This is a genomic window from Plantactinospora sp. WMMC1484, from assembly GCF_049315195.1.
Classification (GTDB): Bacteria; Actinomycetota; Actinomycetes; order Mycobacteriales; family Micromonosporaceae; genus Plantactinospora.
Genome location: NZ_CP186055.1, coordinates 5,647,792 through 5,668,681 on the forward strand (window position 1 = coordinate 5,647,792; position 20,890 = coordinate 5,668,681).

The 20,890-nt window shown below is 71.7% G+C and carries 13 protein-coding genes and 1 pseudogene; 7 read left to right on the plus strand and 7 right to left on the minus strand.

All coding sequences use genetic code 11. The annotated features are described in order from the left end of the window. Positions 1–8 precede the first annotated feature (8 nt). The 4 genes and pseudogenes from ACN28C_RS24590 (at position 9) to ACN28C_RS24605 (ending at position 8,573) form a co-directional block, all read left to right on the plus strand. Positions 9–1,727, plus strand: coding sequence for a ThuA domain-containing protein (locus ACN28C_RS24590; RefSeq protein WP_422769888.1), 1,719 nt, complete (start codon positions 9–11; stop codon positions 1,725–1,727). A gap of 65 nt (positions 1,728–1,792) precedes the next feature. Beyond that, positions 1,793–4,627, plus strand: coding sequence for a carbohydrate-binding protein (locus ACN28C_RS24595; protein ID WP_422769889.1), 2,835 nt, complete (start codon positions 1,793–1,795; stop codon positions 4,625–4,627). Positions 4,628–4,704: 77 nt separating this feature from the next. After that, positions 4,705–6,216 carry a hypothetical protein gene (locus ACN28C_RS24600; protein WP_422769890.1) on the plus strand — a complete coding sequence of 504 codons (1,512 nt, stop codon included), beginning with the start codon at positions 4,705–4,707 and terminating at the stop codon, positions 6,214–6,216. Positions 6,217–6,652: 436 nt separating this feature from the next. Further along, positions 6,653–8,573 (plus strand): annotated as a pseudogene (locus ACN28C_RS24605) (adenylyl cyclase). Positions 8,574–8,646: 73 nt separating this feature from the next. Here the strand turns inward: ACN28C_RS24605 and ACN28C_RS24610 are convergent. The 5 genes from ACN28C_RS24610 to ACN28C_RS24630 form a co-directional block, all read right to left on the minus strand. Further along, positions 8,647–10,635 carry a DNA recombination protein RecN gene (locus tag ACN28C_RS24610; RefSeq protein WP_422769891.1) on the minus strand — a complete coding sequence of 663 codons (1,989 nt, stop codon included), beginning with the start codon at positions 10,633–10,635 and terminating at the stop codon, positions 8,647–8,649. Beyond that, positions 10,632–11,225 carry a hypothetical protein gene (locus ACN28C_RS24615; protein ID WP_422769892.1) on the minus strand — a complete coding sequence of 198 codons (594 nt, stop codon included), beginning with the start codon at positions 11,223–11,225 and terminating at the stop codon, positions 10,632–10,634. Before ACN28C_RS24615 ends, ACN28C_RS24610 begins: the two co-directional genes overlap by 4 nt. Next, on the minus strand, positions 11,222–12,199 hold the full coding sequence (locus ACN28C_RS24620) for a hypothetical protein (protein ID WP_422769893.1): 978 nt from the start codon (positions 12,197–12,199) through the stop codon (positions 11,222–11,224). Before ACN28C_RS24620 ends, ACN28C_RS24615 begins: the two co-directional genes overlap by 4 nt. A gap of 204 nt (positions 12,200–12,403) precedes the next feature. Next, complete coding sequence (locus tag ACN28C_RS24625) at positions 12,404–13,570, minus strand: endonuclease/exonuclease/phosphatase family protein (protein ID WP_422769894.1); 1,167 nt, start codon at positions 13,568–13,570, stop codon at positions 12,404–12,406. A gap of 57 nt (positions 13,571–13,627) precedes the next feature. Continuing rightward, positions 13,628–14,212 carry a TetR/AcrR family transcriptional regulator gene (locus tag ACN28C_RS24630; protein ID WP_422769895.1) on the minus strand — a complete coding sequence of 195 codons (585 nt, stop codon included), beginning with the start codon at positions 14,210–14,212 and terminating at the stop codon, positions 13,628–13,630. A 108-nt stretch (positions 14,213–14,320) separates the two neighbouring features. Here ACN28C_RS24630 and ACN28C_RS24635 point away from each other — a divergent pair, with 108 nt between their 5' ends. Together ACN28C_RS24635 and ACN28C_RS24640 are read left to right on the plus strand one after the other, a co-directional pair. Beyond that, positions 14,321–14,854 (plus strand): MarR family winged helix-turn-helix transcriptional regulator, encoded by a 534-nt coding sequence (locus ACN28C_RS24635; protein ID WP_422769896.1) that lies wholly within the window; start codon positions 14,321–14,323, stop codon positions 14,852–14,854. Next, positions 14,851–16,509, plus strand: a complete 1,659-nt coding sequence (locus tag ACN28C_RS24640; protein ID WP_422769897.1) for an MDR family MFS transporter — start codon at positions 14,851–14,853, stop codon at positions 16,507–16,509. The genes ACN28C_RS24635 and ACN28C_RS24640 overlap by 4 nt, the downstream gene beginning before the upstream one ends. 148 nt (positions 16,510–16,657) lie before the next feature. Here the strand turns inward: ACN28C_RS24640 and ACN28C_RS24645 are convergent, their stop codons facing one another. Both ACN28C_RS24645 and ACN28C_RS24650 read right to left on the minus strand, forming a co-directional pair. Next, positions 16,658–18,109 carry an alkaline phosphatase PhoX gene (locus ACN28C_RS24645; RefSeq protein ID WP_422769898.1) on the minus strand — a complete coding sequence of 484 codons (1,452 nt, stop codon included), beginning with the start codon at positions 18,107–18,109 and terminating at the stop codon, positions 16,658–16,660. 117 nt (positions 18,110–18,226) lie between these two features. Beyond that, complete coding sequence (locus tag ACN28C_RS24650) at positions 18,227–19,474, minus strand: MFS transporter (RefSeq protein WP_422769899.1); 1,248 nt, start codon at positions 19,472–19,474, stop codon at positions 18,227–18,229. 296 nt (positions 19,475–19,770) lie between these two features. Here ACN28C_RS24650 and ACN28C_RS24655 point away from each other — a divergent pair, with 296 nt between their 5' ends. Beyond that, the gene (locus ACN28C_RS24655; protein ID WP_422769900.1) at positions 19,771–20,760 is read left to right on the plus strand and encodes a LacI family DNA-binding transcriptional regulator; all 990 of its coding nucleotides are present in this window, start codon (positions 19,771–19,773) and stop codon (positions 20,758–20,760) included. The last annotated feature ends 130 nt before the right edge of the window (positions 20,761–20,890 follow it).

Consider the following 20,890-nt stretch of genomic DNA (forward strand, 5'->3'; position numbering starts at 1 on the left):
AGTGAGTGATGCGTGGACGACTGATGGGGGCGCTGGCCGCCGGAATGCTGCTGGTCGCCGGAGGTGCGGCGGTGCCGGCAGAGCCGGCGGCCGCGGCGCCGTTGAGCAGGGTGTTGGTGTTCAGCAAGACGGCCGGGTTCCGGCACGACGCGATCCCGGCCGGGATCGCGGCGATCCGGCAGCTCGGTGCGGCGAACGGGTTCGCGGTGACCGCCACCGAGGACGCGGCGGCGTTCAGCACCGGCAACCTCGGCCAGTACCAGGCGGTGGTCTTCCTCAACACCACCGGGGACGTGCTCGACGGCGGCCAGCAGAGCGCGTTCGAGTCGTACGTCGCCGCCGGGGGCGGGTACGTCGGGGTGCACGCCGCCGCCGACACCGAGTACGACTGGCCGTGGTACGGCGGGCTGGTCGGGGCGTACTTCGCGTCACATCCGGCGACCCAGCAGGCGACGATCCGGGTGGAGGACCGGGGCAACGCCTCGACCTCGCACCTGCCGCCCACGTGGAGCCGCACCGACGAGTGGTACAACTACCGGACCAACCCCCGGTCCCGGGTGCGGGTGCTGGCCAGTCTGGACGAGTCGTCGTACAGCGGCGGTTCGATGGGCGGGGACCATCCGATCACCTGGTGCCAGAACTACGGCGGCGGGCGCTCCTGGTACACCGGGCTCGGTCACACCCCGGAGACGTACTCCGACCCCGCCTTCACCCGGATGCTGCTCGGTGGGATCCGGATCGCCGCCGGTGCCGCCCCGGCGGACTGCCGCCCGGAGACCGGCTACACCGCGCTCTTCGACGGCACCCAGGCCAGCTTCGGGCAGTGGCGGCAGGCCGGGCCGGGCGGCTTCACTCTGGCCGACGGGACGCTCAGCTCGTACGGCGGGATGGGGCTGCTCTGGTATCCGGTCCGCACCTTCGGCAACTACTCGCTCAAGGTCGACTGGATGATGCCCGGCGACGACAACGGCGGCGTCTTCATCGGCTTTCCCGACCCGCAGGGTGACCCGTGGCGGCCGGTCGACGCCGGCCACGAGATCCAGATCGACGCCACCGACGGCGACCCGTCCCGGACCACCGGCAGCGTCTACAGCTTCTCCGCGCCGAACGCCGCCCTCCGGGACGCGGCGCTGAACCCGCCCGGCTCGTGGAACAGCTACGAGATCGGCGTGCACGGGCAGCGGGTCGAGGTCTGGCTCAACGGCGTGAAGGTCAACGACTACACGAGCAGCCGGAACATCGCCAACGGCTACCTCGGGTTGCAGAACGACGGCGCCGGGCTCGACATCAGCTACCGGAACGTGCGGATCAAGACCGACGGGCCAGCCCAGCCGCCAGCGACCGACCTGGCCCGGGGCAGGTCCGTCACCGCCTCCAGCGTCGAGCCGAACAGCCCGCACGCGCCGGGCAACGCGGTCGACGGCAACTCGGGCACCCGGTGGGGCAGCGCCCACAGCGATCCACAGTGGATCACCGTCGACCTCGGCGCGTCGTACCGGCTGGACCGGGTCCGGCTGAACTGGGAGACGGCGTACGGGCGGGCGTACCAGATCCACGTCTCGCCGAACAACGCGACCTGGACCCAGGTCTACACGACCAGCAGCGGCGACGGCGGGGTCGACGACGTGCCGATCTCGGCGAACGGCCGCTACCTACGGGTCACCGGCACCCAGCGCGGCACCCAGTGGGGCTACTCCCTCTGGGACCTCAACGTCTACGGCGGCTGACCCCGCCAGCACTCCCCGCACTCCGCCGAGAGAAGGCGCACCCCCCGCCACGAAGGAAGGTCCCCGTGTCACCGCACCCCGGACGACGACCGTGGTCGCACGCGACCGCCGCGGTCGCTACCGCCGCCGCGATCGTCGCGGCACTGCTGCCCGCCACGCCGGCCCAGGCCGACCCGATCCCCGCCGCCGACTACCAGCAGGTCACCCTCGCCACCGGCTCGGCCGAGATCGGCGAGGCGATGTCGCTGGCCGTGCTGCCGAACCGGTCGGTGGTGCACACCGCCCGGGACGGCACGGTCCGGGTCACCGACGCCGCCGGCAACACCAGGGTCGCCGGCACCGTCCCGGTCTACACGCACGACGAGGAGGGGATGCAGGGCGTCGCCGCCGACCCCAACTTCGCCAGCAACCGCTACATCTACCTCTACTATTCGCCACCGCTGAACACCCCGGCCGGGGACGCCCCGACCACCGGGACCGCCGCCGACTGGGACCGCTGGAAGGGCCACCTGCGGCTGTCGCGGTTCACCATGAACGCCGACGACACGCTCAACATGGGCAGCGAGCGGGTCGTGCTCCAGGTGCCGAACGACCGGGGGCAGTGCTGCCACGTCGGTGGCGACATCGACTTCGACGCCGCCGGCAACCTCTATCTCTCCACCGGGGACGACACCAACCCGTTCGAGTCCCACTCCTACACCCCGATCGACGAGCGGACCGACCGGAACCCGCAGTTCGACGCCCAGCGCTCCTCCGGCAACACCAACGACCTGCGCGGCAAGGTGCTGCGGATCAAGCCGCAGCCGGACGGGACGTACACCATTCCGGCCGGCAACCTCTTTCCGCCGGGCACCGCGAACACCCGGCCGGAGATCTACGCGATGGGCTTCCGGAACCCGTTCCGGATGAGCGTCGACAGGCCGACCGGCATCGTCTACCTCGGTGACTACGGGCCGGACGCCGGGGTCGGGGACCCGAACCGGGGACCGGGCGGGCAGGTGGAGTTCAACCGGATCACCTCACCCGGCAACTACGGCTGGCCGTACTGCACCGGGACGAACACCACCGCGGAGACCTACAACGAGTACACCTTCCCGTCCGGGCCGTCGCAGGGGAAGTACAACTGCGCGGGCGGGCCGACCAACAACTCGTTCCGGAACACCGGATTGACCACGCTGCCGCCGGCCAGGCCGAGCTGGATCCGGTACGGCGACGCCGGCTCACCGCCGGAGTTCGGCGGCGGCTCGGAGTCGCCGATGGGCGGGCCGGTCTACCGCTACAACGCGAGCCTCAACTCCAGCGTCAAGTTCCCGGCCTCGCTCGACGGCCGCTACTTCGCCGGCGAGTACGGGCGCCGCTGGATCAAGGCGATCGCGGTCAACGCCGACGGCTCCCCCGGGGAGATCTCCGACTTCCCGTGGCGCGGCACCCAGGTGATGGACCAGGCGTTCGGCCCGGACGGCGCGCTCTACGTGCTCGACTACGGCACCGGGTCGAACAACCAGGCGCTCTACCGGATCGAGTACATCGGCGGCGGCAACCGCAACCCGATCGCGGTGGCGAGCGCCAACCGGACCTCGGGGCCGAGCCCGCTGACCGTCAACTTCTCCTCGGCCGGCAGCACCGACCCGGAGGGCGGGGCGCTGAGTTACCTCTGGACCTTCGGCGACGGCACCACCTCCACGGCGGCGAACCCGACGAAGACCTACACGTCGAACGGGCGCTACACCCCGACGCTGCGGGTCACCGACCCGACCGGGCTGACCGGCACCGCCAGCCTGGTGATCACCGTCGGGAACACGGCGCCGACGGTGACGCTCACCGCTCCCGGTGACGGCCAGCTCTTCGCCTTCGGCGACACCGTGCCGTTCCAGGTCACCGTCACCGACCCGGAGGACGGCACGATCGACTGCTCGCGGGTACGGGTCAGCTACGCCCTCGGGCACGACAGCCACGCCCACCAGATCAGTTCGAAGACCGGCTGCTCCGGCACGATGACCGTGCCGGTCGACGGTGAGCACGACTCCGCCGCGAACATCTTCGGGGTCTTCGAGGCCAGCTACACCGACAACGGCGGGCTCACCTCCAACAGCATCCGGACCCTGCAACCGAAGCACCGGCAGGGCGAGCACTTCGGCGCCCAGTCCGGCGGGGTGCAGCTCGCCGAACACGCTGCCGCCGAGGGCGGCCGGACCGCAGGATTCATCGACAACGGCGACTGGATCTCGTACCGGCCGTACCAGCTCGGCAACGCCACCGGGTTCAGCGCGCGGGTCTCCTCCGGCGGCCCCGGCGGCACGATCCAGGTGCGGGCAGGGTCGGCCACCGGCACCCTGCTCGGCAGTGTCGCGGTGCCGAACACCGGTAGCTGGGACACCTTCACCACCGTCTCGACCACCCTGGCCAACCAGCCGAGCGGCCCGACCACGCTCTACCTGGTCTTCACCGGCGGCGCCGGGAACCTCTTCGACGTCGACTCGTTCACCTTCACCACCGGCGGCACCGGCGGCGGGGGCGGCACCGGGCTGCGGGCGACGGCGAACAACCAGTACGTGAGCGCCGTCGGCAGCGCACCGTTGATCGCCGACAAGGCCGCCATCGGCGCCACCGAACGGTTCGACCTGGTCGACCTGGGTGGCGGCAACGTGGCGCTGCGGGCACGCGGCAGCGGCAGGTACGTCTGCGCCGAGAACGCCGGAGCGGAACCCCTGGTCGCCAACCGGGACGCGGTCGGCGCCTGGGAGACGTTCGCGCTGGTCCGCAACTCGGACGGCACGATCAGCCTGCGTGCGGCCGCCAACGACAGGTACGTCGCCGCCGAGAACGCCGGCACCGAGCCCCTGATAGCCAACCGGACCGCGATCGGTCCCTGGGAGAAGTTCACCCCGGTCACCAACTGACAGTCGCCGGGGCGGGCGGTGCGGTCGACGTCCCCGGCCGTACCGCCACCGCCCCGGCGCGACCACGGAGGTATTCCATGCACCTGCGAACGCACTGGCTGCGGAGCACCGCCGCCGCCCTGCTGCTGGCCGCCGGGCTCGCCGCCCCGGCCGCCCCGGCGGCGGTCGCGGCGCCGCCCGGCCCGACCACACCCGTCGCGGCCGCGGCGCCGCCGCAGACCGCCGAGGACGTGCACATCTTCTACTACTCCTGGTACGGCAACCCGGCGCACTCCGGCAGCTACCGGCACTGGCAGCAGGGCGGGCACACCCCGCCGCAAGACGTCGGCGCCAACTTCTATCCCAGCCTCGGGGCGTACGACTCCGGGGATCCGGCGGCGGTACGCCAGCACATGGCGTGGATCAGCCGGGCCGGGGTCGGGGTGCTCGTCCACAGCTGGTGGGGACAGGGCTCCTTCGAGGACAACCTGACCCCGCTGGTGCTGGACGCCGCCGCCGAGCACGGCCTGGAGGTCGCCTGGCACCTGGAGCCGTACGCCGGGCGGAGCGCCGAGTCGACCGTCGCGGACATCACCTACATCCACAACCGGTACGGCGGCCACCCGGCCTTCCACCGGGACTCAGCGCACGGCAACCGGTCGGCATTCTATGTCTTCGAGAGTCTGCGGATCACCGACTGGACGCCGCTGGAGCAGGTCAGATCGAACAGCATCGTGCTGGCACAGACCACCGACACCACAAAGGTCGCGCACTTCGGCGGGATGTACACCTACGACGGGATCGCCGGGGCGACAGCCCCCGGCTGGGCCGACGCCAGCGCGTACTGCAGGGCGAACGGCCTGGTCTGGTCTCCGTCGGTGGCGCCCGGCTACCTCGACGACCGGGCGGTGCCCGGCAACACCACCCCGACCGTGGACCGGGCAGACGGGGCCGCCTACGACCGGCAGTGGGGCAACGCGCTGAGCGCGGCGAACGGTGGCCCGCCGACCTGGGTTTCGATCACCTCGTTCAACGAGTGGCACGAGGGCTCGACGATCGAGCCGGCCAGCAGCAGCCCGCCGGCCGGGCACGGCTACCTCAGTTACTCCGGCGCGTACGGGCAGACCGGCGCCGCCGCCGAGACCGCATACCTGGACCGGACCCGCTACTGGGTGCGCCAGTTCAACCCGGCGGTGGATTCGGGGCAGCAGCCGCAGCCGGGCGGCTCGGGCCTGCGCGCCCACGCCAACGGCCGGTACGTCACCGCCGACCCGGCCGGCACCGCCCCGCTGATCGCCAACCGGACGGCGATCGGCACGGCGGAGCAGTTCGAGGTGGTGGATCTCGGCGGCGGCATCGTCGCGCTGCGCGCCCGGGCCAACGGTCGGTACGTCGCCGCCGAGAGTGCCGGAGCAGCACCACTGATCGCCAACCGGACGGCGGTCGGCGGTTGGGAGAGGTTCCAGCTGATCCGCAACGGCGACGGCAGCGTCAGCCTGCGCGCCACGGTCAACGACCGGTACGTGGCGGCGGAGAACGCCGGAGCCGCCCCGCTGATCGCCAACCGGACCGCGATCGGGCCATGGGAGCGGTTCGACCTCGTCGGCTGACGTTCTCACGAGGATTCGCGGCGCTCTCGGGGACTCGCGGCGAAGGAACCGTGGCGGACGGTGCTCGGCCGTGTCCGGGTCCCGTCCGCCGCGCGAAGGTGGCGGTAGCCGCACATCCTGCGCTGAGCCGGGACGGTTGGTCGCGTACCCGATCCCGGTCCGGCCCGGACAACAACTCCGCTCGTCCGATGGCGTCCGGGGCGCGCAGCCGGTAGAAACGTCTGGACCCCCTTCGTGCGATGTCGCGGTGGTCGCCGGACGATTGAGAGAGCGCTCTCAGCCCTGCCCGGTCACCGCGCCACCGTCCGAAGAGGGCAGGGTCGACGACGACCGCCGCATCACCGTGCCCGGCCTCGGGTACGGCACCGCGCCAGATCCCACCACCGTCGCTGTGCCGGGGTCCCGAACCGGCCAGCGGAAAGGATGGACGAACCGCATGACGACCCACTCCCCCGGCCTCCGGCGCCGCCCCGCGCGTCACCGGCTCCGCCGGGCGCTCGCGCTCGGCCTGGTGCTGGTCATCGCCGCCACCGTCACCGGTCCGCCCGCCAGCGCCGGCCCGCCCCGGCACGGCGCGCCCGGACACGGCGCGCCCGGACACGGCGCGCCCGATCTGGGGCGCAACGTCACCGTCTTCGACCCGAGCATGCCGGTCGCGGAAATCCAGGCGACGCTCGACGCCACCCACGCCCGGCAGGTCGCCAACGAGATGGGCACCGACCGGTACGCCTTCCTCTTCAAGCCCGGCAGCTACGGCAGTCCGGAACGGCCGCTCCAGATCAAGGTCGGCTACTACACCGAGATCTCCGGGCTCGGCGCCTCCCCCACCGACGTCGTCATCAACGGCAAGGTCGAGGTCTACAACCGCTGCCTGGAGGGCGGTGGCACCGGCAACTGCATCGCGCTGGTCAACTTCTGGCGTACCCTCTCCAACCTGTCGGTCAACATCATCGCCGCCGGCCAGGACGACTGCCGCGCCTCGGCGAACTTCTGGGCCGTCTCCCAGGCGGTCTCGTTGCGCCGGATGAACATCGGCGGCGGGGGACTCTCCCTGATGGACTACTGCACCGCCGGCCCGCAGTACGCCAGCGGCGGCTTCATCGCCGACTCGCGGCTACCGGCCACCACCAACGGCTCGCAACAGCAGTGGCTGACCCGCAACAGCGAGGTGGAAAGCTGGTCCAACGCCGTCTGGAACCAGGTCTTCGCCGGCGTGGTCGGCGCACCCGACGACGCCGGATTCCCCGACCCGCCGTACACGACGCTGGAGAGCACCCCGCTGAGCCGGGAGAAGCCGTATCTCTTCGTCGACGGGAAGGGGCGCCACCAGGTCCGGGTGCCGGCCGCGCGCCGGGACACCCGGGGCGTCACCTGGGGCGAGGGCATGACGCCAGGGCGGACGATCCCGCTGCGCGACTTCTTCGTCGCCCGACCCTCCGATCCGGTACACGTGATCAACCGGGAGCTGGCGCGTGGCCGGCACCTGCTGCTCACCCCCGGCGTCTACGACATCGCGCGCAGCATCGAGGTCCGGCGCCCCGACACCGTGGTGCTGGGCATCGGGCACGCCACCCTCACCGCGGTGCACGGCGCGGTGCCGCTCGAGGTCGCCGGGGTCCCCGGCGTGGTGGTGGCCGGGGTGACGATCGACGCAGGGCTTCGGGAGTCGCCGGTGCTGCTGCGGGTCGGCAGCCGGCACGGCCGCAACCACAGCACCCCGGTCAACCCGACGACCCTCTCCGACGTCTACTTCCGGGTCGGCGGCCCGCACATCGGCCGGACGCACATCGCGCTGGAGGTGAACAGCGACCACGTGCTCATCGACCACACCTGGGTCTGGCGCGGTGACCACGGTGTCGAGGGCTTCACCGAGGGCGTCAACGGCGACACGGACCGCTGGCGCACCAACACCGGTCGCTACGGTGCCGTCATCAACGGCGACCACGTGACCGCCACCGGCCTCTTCGTCGAGCACTTCCAGCGCTACAACACGGTATGGAACGGCGAGGACGGCACCACGGTCCTCTACCAGAACGAACTGCCCTACGACCCGCCGACCCAGGCCGACTGGATGAACGGCGACGTCGAAGGCTGGGCCGGCTACAAGGTCGGCGACCGGGTACGCCGACACACCCTGCACGGCGGCGGGGTGTATGTCTTCAACCAGAACAACCCGTCGATCCACACCGAGAACGGCTTCGAGGTGCCGGTGACGCCGGGCGTCCGGTTGCACCACATCATGACCGTCAACCTCAGCGCCGGCACCATCGACCACGTCGTCAACGGCGTCGGGCGAGCCGGCCGACACGACCCGGGTCGGCGCGCCGGTCTACCTCACGGAGTATCCGGCTCCGTAGGGCGGATCCGACACGCGACGAGTGCTCGGCACCTGCCGCGGCGGCCGGTCGGCGTACCCGACCGGCCGCCCGGTCAGCTCGTCTCGTCGTCGATCAGCCCGTAGGGCGGCTGTTCGGGCCGGCGGGAGAAGCGCACGACGATCCCGGAGGCCGCGGAGAGCGGCGGGGCGTTGTCGGCCACCACGATCTGTGCTCCCGCGCCCCTGCCCGCCAACCAGGTGTCCAGGTGCCGGTAGATCTGCTCGATGGTCGCGGCGTCGGCCAGGTCGGTGCCGCGCTCCCCGGTCTGGCCGAAGTTCTTCTGCGGGCTGTCGAGCAGCAGGAAGCCGGGGTGGGACGAACGCGTCTCCCAGGCGATCTCGAAGAGCGCGAGCTGCCAGGCCAGTGCGATGAGGGTGCGACCGCCGGAGGACGCGGCGGTGTAGGGCTTGCCCCGCATGTAGGGGGTGAGGTTCTCGGCGAGGTACGCGTCCGCGATCTTCGGGTAGCGCCACTCCTCGAGTATCTGCCGGTATCGCTGGCCGACCCGGCCGATCATCGTCGACCGGTCGGTGCGGGACGGCTGGCCGCCGGCACCGGCCAACTCCTCGCGCAGCGACGCGAGCAACGCCGCCTTCCGGTCGATGTTCGCGGCGCGTCGCTCCAGGCTGTGCATCAGACGAAGGCCGCCCGCCGCCCGCTGGATGGCGGCGCTGGCATCCTCCCGGCGACGGGCGAGTGCGTCCCGCTGCGCCAGGTATGGCGTCACCAGATGGGCGGTGACCACGTCGACCTCTGCCGCCGCCCGGGCCTCGGCCTCCTGGGCACGCTCCGCCGCCACCCGCAGCTGCGGCACCTCGCGCTCCAGTTCCCCGAGGTAGTCGGTCAGCTCGCTGAGCTTCGCCTTGGCCGAGCGGAGTTCGGCGCTCACGTCCAGCGCCCCGGCCGATCCGTCGGTCCCGGTACGTGCGGTGAGATCGGACTGGCACGCCCCGCACCGGCTCTCCGAACCCGCGAGCGGGGTGAGGCAGGACGGACACGCGGTCACCCGCAGGGGCTCGAAGAGGCGGCCCGCCTCGGCGAGCATGGTCAGTTTGCTCACGTCCTCCGCGTAGGTCGTGCGGAGGGCGATCATCCGCTCCACCTGCGTTTCCCGGTCGCGGAGCATCGCGGCGGCACGGCGGGCTTCGAGCGCCGCCTCCCGGTGCCGCTCCCGCAGTTCCTCGGCGAAGGTGGTGTCGGCCCGCGCCCGGGTGTCGAGTGCGGCCACGGCCAGGGCTGCTTCCGACATCTCGTTCTTGGCGTTGCGGTGCAGTGCCTCCAGCTCTGCCCGGCCGCCCAGTCGCTGCTCCTCGACAAGTTGCTCGGCCACCCGGTAGGCGTTGCGTGCGGCGACGAGATCCGCCTCGACCGCCCGGATGCGCCTGCCCAGCTCCACCGAGTGGTCATCGTGGATGTCGAACACGACATCCACGACCTGCCGGAGCTTGAGGTGCTTCATCGTGACGTTCTCGAACAGCAGGTTCTTGTCGTCGAGCCGCTCGTTGGGCAGGAAGCAGAGCCACATCAGGTCGCGGAAGCTGAGCGGGTCGGTGTCGGCCTCGGCCCGGGTGAGATCGTCCCGGAGCTGGACGCCTTCGAGCTTGCAGTGGGACAGCAGCAGGCTGGAGAGGCTGTCGGGATGGCCGGCCGGTCGTACCGGGCGTCGCTCCGGCGGTGTGGCACCCGGTTCGTCCAGGCGCCCGGCCCGGACGTAGGCGAAGGTGGAGGGTTCGCCCACGGCCCTCTCGATCAGGTACGGCGAACCGGAGAGCTCGACCTCCAGGGTGGCGGCCCGCACCCTGGGCATGATCTCGGGATGGCGCGGATGGTCCGAGGCGCCCAGGCAGTAGTCGATAAACTCGAGGATCGTCGTCTTACCGGTGCTGACCGCCCCGGCGATCACCGACAGTGGTCGGGGCGAGTCGTCCGCGCCGCGGAAGTCGACGTCATATGTCCGGCCCTCGGCATGCAACCGGAGTCGGCGGAGCCGGATCCCGTGTGAGTGCGAGCCGCCGAGCGACGGCACCGGGTCGTCGATCATGTCCTGTCCTCCGGCCGTCTGATCTGCCCCGTCGGATCGGTGGAGGACGGAGCGTCTGGGACATGTCCGCTGTCGAGGAGGTGCGCCGGATGAAGTTGTCCGCCCGGCCGGCCCGGCGTGCTGAGCCACTGTCGCAGGTTCTCACGCAGTTTCCGCCCGCTCAGCCGTCGAGTCCGCCGGATGACGATTCGGGCGGCTGTGACGTACGCCTGAGAATACATCGCGCTGAATCGGCTGGCCATGCTCTCGCCCGCAGGGGTGAGCCGGTACCTGATCCGGCCGGACACCGTCACGCCCACGAGGCCACGGCCGACCAGGTCGGCGAGGTCGCGGGCGAGGACCAGTTGACCGCTGACGAAGCGCTGGGCGGGGCTGGCATAGCAGACCGACCTGTCGTCGAAGCCGGTGAGCCGGAGGGTGAGCCGGTCCGGATCGTCCTCCCTCCGGGCCAGCAGCAACGGATGCGCGGCCAGGAAGTCGTAGATCCCCAACCGCTCGGCGTCGACTCCCTCGGGTGCCCGCTCCGCGCTTGCGGCGAGCAGGAGCACGAGCCGGGCCTGACGGAAGACGGCGACCTCGTCCGGGTTCACGGCGCCCCCTCGGCCGCGATATCGCGCCAGCGCACCACCCAGCCCGCCCGGCGGTCCTGCACCACCCGGTGCATCAGGCCGCACCGGTGCACCGGGCCGGCGGGCAGCGCCGCCGGAAACGCCGTCGTCTCGCGGATCTCCCGCATGACGCCGGCGTGCAGGCCAGGCAGTCGTGCGTCGACGGGTTCCTGCTGGCAGGCCGCGTTGAACCGGGCCTCCCAGATGCTGTGCACGAGCCCGTCCGCCTCGCCGAGGGCGCTGAGCTCCGCGCCGACCCGCTTGTCCGCGATCTCGCGGGCGAGCAGCTCGGCGTTGAAGAACTCGCGCTTGGCGGCATGGAACTCGGTATGCCCGGCGGCGCGCAGTTGCCGCACGAAGAGTGCCCGATCCAGGTCGGTGGCGGCGCCCGGGTCCAGGTCACGCAGCGGGGTACGCGGCACCTGTGCCGGGACGTACGGGTCGTAGAAGTGCCGCCGGACGTGGCTGACGTCCGGCATGGCGAGCAGGTTCCGCAGGGTCGTCTCGTGCCAGAGGCCGATCGCCACACCGGTCGCCCGTTGACGCCGCTCCTGCCACTTGTCCCACCACTGCGCGGTGGCCGGGTCCATGCTCGACGGCACGCAGAGAATCCACTGGCTCAGTTCGTAGCCGTTGCGTTTCGCGGCCGACAGGGCAGAGTCGAACGACTCGCGGATCTGCGCCTGCGCCGATCGGGTGACCACCGGCCAGAAGTATTTCGATTGCCAGATCACGACCAGGCCCGACAATTCACCGAGAAGAATATCGATTCCCCAGTCGCCCGGGTTGGCCGCGATCGCACGGGCACCGGGATGGACCGCCTGAATCAGCATGGCGAGCATCTGCTCGAAGTCGTCGCGGGCACCCGCCATGTTGCCGGCACGGAACTGGTGGGCCGCAAAGTTGATCGGGGGCTCACCGGAGGCGAGATTCATCGCGGCCGCAGTCGCTGTCATCTCCCCTCCAGCCTGCGACGACCAGTCCTGCCGACCCCTTGATCCTTGTTACCCTCGTTCTTATCCACCCGCAATGTTCCTGCTCCAGATTGCACACTGTTTTTCGTTGCTTCACCAGGCGTTTGCCGGAGGGGCGCCCGGGACTGACACCTACCCGACACCGATCCTCACCGGATCGGCGCAATCGTCGCCGTGGCATCGACATCACACCGCCAGATCCAGGTCCGCGTAGATCGCGGCATGGTCGGATCCGGCGTGGACCTGTCGGGTCATCGTGTCGTAGATCGGCCACAGCGTTCCACGGCGGCCGCCCCACACTCCCTTGCGGAGGATCCCTCCACCCACAGCGCTGGAATAGAGCGACGGTGAAAGCAGGACATAGTCGAGTTTGTTCCGGGCGGTGCAGTAGCCGTACGTACCCGGGCGGCCACCATCGTCGAAAGCCGGGTGCGCCACGATGTCCCGGAGGTCCGTGCCACCGAGCAGAGGGGCCAGCGGCGTACTCTCGGGCGTGTCGTTCAGGTCGCCGAGCACCGCGACCAGTGGCGTGTGGTTGGTCACCAGGTCGCGATAGATCTCGGCGACCCGTCGTGCCTGCCGGAGGCGAATGGCGTCGGAGGCAGTCTTGCCGCCGTAGCCCTTGCTCTTGAAGTGGTTGACGAGGACCGCGAGGCGCCGTCCGTCCGGAACCCGGAAGTGGTACTCCGCGCAGTCCCGGCTGAATATCCGTCCCGTGGCGTCGACGTCGTCCACGTGGCTGCGCTGCGCGATGAGCGGATACTCCGTCGTGGACATCACCCCGACGTTGATTCCCCGCTCGTCGTTACCGTCGATGACCATGACGTGCGGATACCGGACCCGGTCGGCGACGGCCGGACCAGAGTCCGCGAAACGTTTGAGAGCGAGGCGGTTCTCGGCCTCGACCACCCCGAGGATGTCGGCGCCGACGTCCAGGATGACCCTCATGGTGTTGAGCATCGCCAGTTCGTCGACCCGGTCGGTGGTCAACTCCACCCAGCCCACCCAGTCGGCCCGGCCGTCGGCCACGATCTCGACGCGGCCATCGCGCGACCGTCTCAACAGGCGTCCCCGGTTCTGGCGCAGGCGGGCAAAGCGGGCCGTGTCACTCCGGTGCAGCCCGAGTCGACGCAGCTCGCGTAAGATATCGTGCTTGATCCCGGTCGTGTAGACAGGCTCCTCGAGCAGTTCACAGCTGCGTTGAAAAGCCTCCAGCGCCGGCCGCCCCTCCGCCCAGGTCCGTTGGTCGAGGGCGCGGGCTCTGTTGAACAGATTCTCCACGTTGTAGCTGGCGATGCGCACGTCGACCTCCCGCACGGCCGTCCGGTCGACCTTGCCCCACGGTATGTCCACGTTGCCAGCACGTGGCCCGTCGGCCCCGACGGACAGCTGCCCGGGCCGCCCTGTCGGTCACACCGTCGTCAGATAGCCGAGGGCGGCGCGCACCAACTCGGCCAGGGAACGCTCGGGATGGTCGGCCCAGTGCCGGTTCGCCGCGCGCAGCGCGTGCAGAAACGCACCGGCGAGCACCCGGGACCGCAGTGGCGTCTCCGGGTCGTCGGGGAGGCGTCGGGCGATCTCGGCGGCGAACTCCTGCTCGGCGGTGCCGTACGCGGCGACCTGGTGGGCGGCGAGGCTCGGATGGTTGCGCAGCAGCCGCCGTTGGGCGAGCCAGAGCGGGTCGACGTCCGCGCCCTCCCGGGCGTGCTGCTCGGCGGCCCGGGTGAGCGCCGTCCAGGGCGACTCCTCCAGCGGCCGGGCGTGCACCAGCTCCAGCAGGCGGCGGATCCGCACCACATCGAGGTGGAAGAGGGCTTCTTCCTTGTTCGAGAAGTAGTTCGAGAATGTCCGGCGGGACACGTCGGCGGCGTCGGCGATCGCCTCCACCGTCACCCGGTCGGGCCCCTGCTCCGCGGCGAGCCGGAGGGCGGCCCGGTGCAGCGCCTCACGCGTCGCGGCCTTCTTGCGTTCCCGCCGCCCCACCGTCTCATCCATCGGGAACAGCGTACCGGTGGGGTAGCTCACTTCTCATCGAGAAAACTTGCACACTGAGCAGCTAGTCGGAAACTCTTGTGTGCGGCAACCAACCGCACGGGAGGCGAGGTGGAGACGAGCGCTCGGCACACCGAGCTCGGCGACCGGCTGCGCGACCTGATGTCCACCCTGCGGATGATCCGGCACCGGCGCGAGGTCGCGCGCCCGGCCGTACCGTCCGGCATGGTCGGCATGCTGCTCCAGATCGACGAGCTGGCCGGCCCGGCGAGCGGCTGTCACGCCAAGGAGCTGGCCGACCGCTCGGGGCTCGACCCATCCACCGTCAGCCGGGCCGTGGCGACGCTGGTGGCGCGCGACCTGGTGGTCCGGCAGGCTGACCCGGCGGACCGCCGGGCGAGCTTCCTCGCCCTCACCGACCACGGACGCAGGGCGCTGGCCGAGGCCCGCGACTGGTACGGCGACCTGCTCGGTCGCGCACTCGCCAGCTGGAGTCCGGCCGAGGTCGAGGTGCTGAGCACCGCCCTCGACCGGCTCGGCAGAGACATCCAGGGCAGCCTCGACCAGCTCGGCAACATCCACGGCAGCTCCGACCAGGTGCCTGGAACGATCAACCCCCGACGAGACCTGGAGGCCGCGCGATGAGCGCACCCACCGCCCTGGCATCTGCGCCCCACGCAGAGCCGATGAGCCATCGGCGCACCCTGGAGGCGCTCAGCGGCCTGCTGCTGGTGCTCTTCGTCGCGCTGCTGAGCAGCACTGTGGTCTCGACCGCACTACCCAAGATCATCGGCGCGCTGAACGGCACGCAGACCCAGTACACCTGGGTGGTCACCGCCACCCTGCTCACCGCGACCGCGACCACCCCTATCTGGGGAAAGTTGGCGGACCTGTTCAACAAGAAGGCGCTGGTCCAGACCGCCATCCTGATCTTCGTACTCGGCTCCGTGGTGGCCGGGTTGAGCCAGAACGCCGGCCAGCTCATCGCCGCCCGCGCCTTCCAGGGCATCGGGGTCGGCGGGTTACAGGCCCTGGTCCAGGTCGTGATCGCCGCGATGATCCCGCCCCGGGAGCGGGGCCGCTACAACGGCTACCTCGGCGGCGTGATGGCGCTCGCCACCGTCGGCGGTCCGCTGCTCGGCGGCGTCATCGTCGACACCGCCTGGCTCGGCTGGCGCTGGTGCTTCTTCGTCGGCGTGCCGATCGCGATCATCGCCCTGCTCGTCCTCCAGGCCACCCTGCACCTGGTCACGGTCCGGCGGGAGAACGTCAGGATCGACTACCTCGGCGCCGGCCTGATCGCGGCCGGGGTCAGCCTGCTGCTGATCTGGATCTCGTTCGTCGACGGCTCGTTCGGCTGGCTCTCCTGGCAGACCGGCGCCATGGTCGGCGGCGCGCTGCTGCTGCTCGTCCTCGCCGTCGCCGTCGAGGCCCGCGCCGCCGAGCCGGTGGTGCCGCTCGACATCGTCCGGCAGGGCACCACGGCACTCGCGATCGTGGCCAGCCTGGCGGTCGGGATGGCCATGTTCGGCGGCGCCGTCTTCCTCGGCCAGTACTTCCAGATCGGCCGCGGTTACAGCCCGACCGAGGCCGGCCTGCTCACCATCCCGATGATGGTCGGGGTGCTCGCCTCCTCGATCGTGGTGGGGCGGCTCATCACCCGCACCGGGCGGATCAAGCCGTACATCGTGGTCGGCGCGGTCCTGCTGGTCGCCGGCTTCCTGATGCTCGGCACCATCGACCACACCACGTCGCTGGTCTTCGTGGGCGGGGCGATGCTGCTGGTCGGGACCGGGGTCGGGATGACCATGCAGAACCTGGTGCTCGCGGTGCAGAACGCCGTGCCGCTGCGGGACATCGGCGCCGCGAGCGCCTCGGTGGCGTTCTTCCGCTCGCTCGGCGGCACGATCGGGGTCTCGGTGCTCGGTGCGGTGCTCGCCCGCCGGGTCACCGAACAGATCACCCACGACCTGGCCGCCGCCGGCATCCCGGCTTCGGGAGCGGGCAACGCCGGTGGCAGCCTCAACCTGAACGCGCTGCCGGACGCCGTCGTGCACATCGTGCGGGACGCGTACGGCGACGCCACCGGGCACATCTTCCTGATCTCCGCCGCGATCGCGGTGGTCGGGGTGATCGCCGCTCTCCTGCTCAAGCCGGTCACGCTGCGGACCAGCCTCGACCTGCCGGACCCGGCGACCGGCGCCGCCACCGCGACCAGGGCCGCCACCGCGGCCGGCGCCGTCGACGGGGCGCCACCGGCGACCGGGCCGGCCGCGGACCCGGCGGTTGTCCGGCGCTGACCGCCGACCGGACCTGCTCGGCCGTTCAGCCGTTCAGCCGTTCAACCGTTCAACCGGCCGGTCTGCTGACCGGGCGGCGGTGGGGCCAGGCGGATCGCCTGGGCCCCACCGCGTGCTCCGGCTCCCGTCAGCTCGCTCCGGCTCTCCGTCAGCCCAGGTACTTCTCCCAGGGACCCGTGATGGCCAGGGTGAGGCCGGGGTCCTGCATGTTGACGAAGAGCACCCTGCCGTCGGCGGTGAAGGTCGGACCGCAGAACTCGGAGTCGTTGAGCTGGTTGCGGGCGATCGCGTAGGTAGGGCCGCCCGGAATCGCGCTGAGCACGTGCGAGGCGCCGGAGCCGTCCTCGGCGAGCACGAGGCTGCCCCACGGGGTGACTGTCACGTTGTCCGGACCGTCGAAGCTGAGGTCGGTGTACCTGACCGGCGTACCCTCCTCCGACGCGGTCTGATGCGGGAAGTACGTCACCAACTGGATGGTCTGCGCCCGGTAGTCGTAGAACCAGACCATGCCGTCGTGCGGCGCCGCATCCGCCGGGAGGTCGCCGTCCTCCCACGCGTAGGAGTTGACCACGTACAGGCCCTCGTCGGTGCCCCACACGCCCTCGAACTTGCGTCCGCGCGTGACCTGGGCATCGGTGAGCTGCTCGCGCAGGCTCGTGGTCCGCGCGTCGCGCTCGGGCACCTCGATCCAGCGCACCGGGAAGGGACGGCCCAGCTGAGCCGAGGTCAGGTAGGCGACGTCCGGCAGCACCGCGCCGTCGTCCATGATGATCTGCATGGCGGCGAGGACGCCGGCGTCCGGAGCGAGCCTGGTGAGCACGCCCGGACCGAGCCGGACTCCGCGGGGCGCCGTCCAGCGGTAGAAGAGACCGTTGGGTTCGTCGGCGTCCTCGGAAAGGTAGATCCTGGTGCGATCCCTGTCGACCGCCAGGGCCTCGTGCGAGAAGCGGCCCAGGCACCTGATCGGCCTCGGGTCCGCGCTGCCGTCGGCCCAGACCTCGAATACGTAGCCGTGGTCCTTCTGGAAGACACCGGACCGGCCGTCCTCCGCCCAGGCGTCTCCGGCCCGGTCCTCCGTCTCCTCGCAGGTCAGCCACGTCCCCCACGGGGTGGGCCCACCCGCACAGTTGGCGACGGTGCCGGAGAGGGCGACGAACTCACCGAGGTTGCGGCCCGCGCGGTCGGTCCTGATCACGGTGCAACCGCCGGCGTCGACGGCGCCGGGATCATAGACCGTGCCCCGCACGTGCGGCACGCCGAACTCGGCGCCCGGGTCGATCTCGTGGTTCTGGATCAGGGTGTAGCGGCCGCGGCCGGCGTCGTAGACGGCCATACCGTCGTGGTCGGCCGGGGTCAGGCCCTGGCCGCGGTCGAGCCGGGTCACGCCCGCCCGGGTGACGACGGCATAGCTGAAGCCCTCAGGCAGGGCGAGGATGCCGTCGGGGTCGTCCACCAGCGGCGGAAAGGGCACGTGACCGGCCCGGACCGGCGGTCCGGGCCGGCCCGGGTGGGCCTGGGCCAGGGACGGGACGCCACCGGCGACGGCGAAACCAACGCCCGCGGCGCCGGCGGTGAGCAGGGTACGACGAGATGGAGGCACGTGGATCGGCTCCTGTTCAAGGGGATGGGAACCCTCGACAAGCAACTCCTGCGGGCCGACAACGGCACGTCATCCACGCGATGGACCGGCGACGACGAGGTTAAGAATCAGGGTTGCTCAGGCATCGCCCAGGCGACGACGCCGTGCCTCCGTCCGGTCGGCGGGCGGTCGGGCGACCGGCACCAGGACGAGCGCGGGCAGCAGCACGAGCGGTACGACCAGCAGGGCCCGGAGGATGCCGACCCGATCGCCGAGCAACCCGACCAGCGGCGGCCCGGCCAGGAACGCGGTGTAGCCGATCATCGACACCACGCTGACCCGGGCCGCGGCCCGCTCCTCCTCGTCGGCGGCGGCGCTGATGCCCACCGGGAAGCCGAGCGACGCGCCGAGTCCCCAGAGGACCACGCCGGCGAGCGCGAGCGGCCACGGGTCGGCGAGCACCGTCGTCGTCGCGCCGATCGCGGCCAGCATGGTGCCGCCGAGGAGCACCGGCACCCGGCCCCAGCGGTCCAGGGCGATCGTGCCGGTGGTCCGGCCGACCGTCATCGCGGCGACGAAGACGCCGAAGGCCAGCGCGCCGAGCGCCTCGGTCACCCGGTGACCGTCCACGAAGGCCACGGCCAGCCAGTCGTTGGCGGTCCCCTCGGCAAAGGCCATCACCAGCACCAACAGGCCGATCAGCAGGGTGCGCGGCTCGCGCCAGGCGGCCAGCGCCCCGCTGCCCCGGCGGGAGCCGGTCGTCGCGTCGGCCGGCGGGGCGGATGCCGGCAGGAACGCCCGGACCGCAAGGAGCGTACCGCCGAGCGTCACGGCGGCGGCCAGCCCGAGATGCGGACCGGTGGCGGCGCCGAGACGGGCGCTGGCGGCGCCGGCCGCCGCCCCGGCGACCGTGCCCAGGCTCCAGGCCGCGTGGAACCGGGGCATCACCGTGCGGCCCAGCCGCCGCTCCACCACCGCCGCCTCGACGTTCATGGCGACGTCGCAGGTGCCCGAGCCGTAGCCGAGGGCGAAGAGCCCCACCGCCACGGCCGGTACCGCCCGCCAGTCGCTGGCGGCGACGCCGGCCAGGGCGAGTCCGAGCGCGGCCAGCCCGGTCCCGCCCGCGACCGTACGGGCCGTGCCCAGCCGGTGGGTCAGCGCTCCGGCGGTCGAGAGCGCCAGCACCGCGCCCGCGGAGAGCGCCAGCAGCAGGGCGCCCAGCCCTCCCGGGGTGAGCCCGAGCGCGTCCCTGGCGGCCGGTACGCGGGCGAACCATGAGGCGACGGCGAGCCCGTTGAGCCCGAAGACCACGGCCACGCCGGCCCGGGCCGCGACGACCTGACGCGGTACGGAGGGTGGCCGCAGTGTGCCGGCAGACCGCTTCACCTGGTTACCCTCCGCTTCCTCGACGGCGCGCACCACCGCGCCCCCGGCCCGGAGGCACGCCACCGAATCTGATCGCACCCCTGGGAGCGCTCTCGACGCAAGCCGGTAAACAGTGGGGCCGGCAAAGGTGGGGCCGGCAGCGGTGAGGTCGGTCGGTGCTGGCCGGGCGGGGTGGCACGGGGTTCGCCGGCGCCCCGTCCCTCAGGGGCCATGGCATAGTTTTTCCATGCGCCAGCACGGTCGTACCGCCGCTTCGTCCGCCGCTCCGCCGCCGCGCGCCGTTGCCGGGAGCCGGCGTGGTTAGGCCGGCGCCGCGCCGGGCCACCCTGGAGGACGTGGCCCGGATCGCGGGAGTCTCCCGGTCGACGGCCTCCCGGGTCATCGCCGGGTACGGCGCCGCCTCCGAGACCGCCCGGGACCGGGTCGTCGCGGCCGCCGCGCGACTCGGCTACGCGCCCGACCCGGCGGCCCGGGCACTCGCCTCCGGCACCGGGGTACGCCTCGTCGTGGCCGTCGCGGGCTGGGCGCCGGACGTGCTGCACGACCCCTACGTCGACCGGGTGGTGCGGGCCGCCGCCGAGGTCTGCGCGCTGCGCGAGGTCGGGGTGTCGCTGGAGTGGCTGCCGCTGCACGCGCCCGCCCGGCTGTCGCGGTTGGCCGAGGACCGGGGCGTCCGGGGTGTGCTGCTGGTCAACACCACCGAACCGATCCTGGAGGCGGTGCCGGCCGCCCTGACGGGACGGGTCGTCTCGATCGGTGTCGGCTCCCGGAGCGTACCGTCGTTCGACGTCGACAACGGGGGCGCGACCCGCAGCATCGTCGGCCATCTCCAGGGATCGGGGCGGCGCCGGATCGCCATGATCACCGGCCCGGAGTGGATGCCCTGCACCCGGCGGCCGGTGGCGGCCTACCACGAGGTGATGACGGCGGCCGGGCTGCCGGTCCGGCTGGTGCCGGGCGACTTCACCGCCGCCGGCGGCCAGGCCGCGATGCTGACGATTCTGCGCCGCTGGCCGGACACCGACGCGGTCTTCGCGAACAGCGACGCGATGGCGCTCGGCGCGCTCGCGGTGCTGCGTCGGCGCGGGATCGGCACGCCGGGAGACGTCGCCGTCGCCGGCTTCGACGACGTGCCGTTCGCCGAGCTGAGCGCACCGGCCCTGACCACGGCAAGCCACCCCGTCGAGCGGATCGCCACGGCAGCGGCGGCGGCCGCGCTCGATCGGGCCTGGGTGCCGCCGGCCACCGCGTACCCGTCCGAGCTGGTCCTGCGGGAGAGCGCCTGACGGCATCCGTCGGGTAGGCGCGGCCGGGTCGGCCGACGGCCGATCGGAGAGGGTCCGCGCACGTCAGCATCGACATCGGGTCCCAGTTTCAACTTGCACACATTGCAATGTACGCATATTTTGTTCCCGA

Bases quoted from the DNA above. Each gene is read 5' to 3' on its own strand.
- ACN28C_RS24590 (WP_422769888.1), top strand. From the start codon at position 9: ATGCGTGGACGACTGATGGGGGCGCTGGCCGCCGGAATGCTGCTGGTC.
- ACN28C_RS24600 (WP_422769890.1), top strand. From the start codon at position 4,705: ATGCACCTGCGAACGCACTGGCTGCGGAGCACCGCCGCCGCCCTGCTG.
- ACN28C_RS24610 (WP_422769891.1), bottom strand. From the start codon at position 10,635: ATGATCGACGACCCGGTGCCGTCGCTCGGCGGCTCGCACTCACACGGG.
- ACN28C_RS24620 (WP_422769893.1), bottom strand. From the start codon at position 12,199: ATGACAGCGACTGCGGCCGCGATGAATCTCGCCTCCGGTGAGCCCCCG.
- ACN28C_RS24630 (WP_422769895.1), bottom strand. From the start codon at position 14,212: ATGGATGAGACGGTGGGGCGGCGGGAACGCAAGAAGGCCGCGACGCGT.
- ACN28C_RS24640 (WP_422769897.1), top strand. From the start codon at position 14,851: ATGAGCGCACCCACCGCCCTGGCATCTGCGCCCCACGCAGAGCCGATG.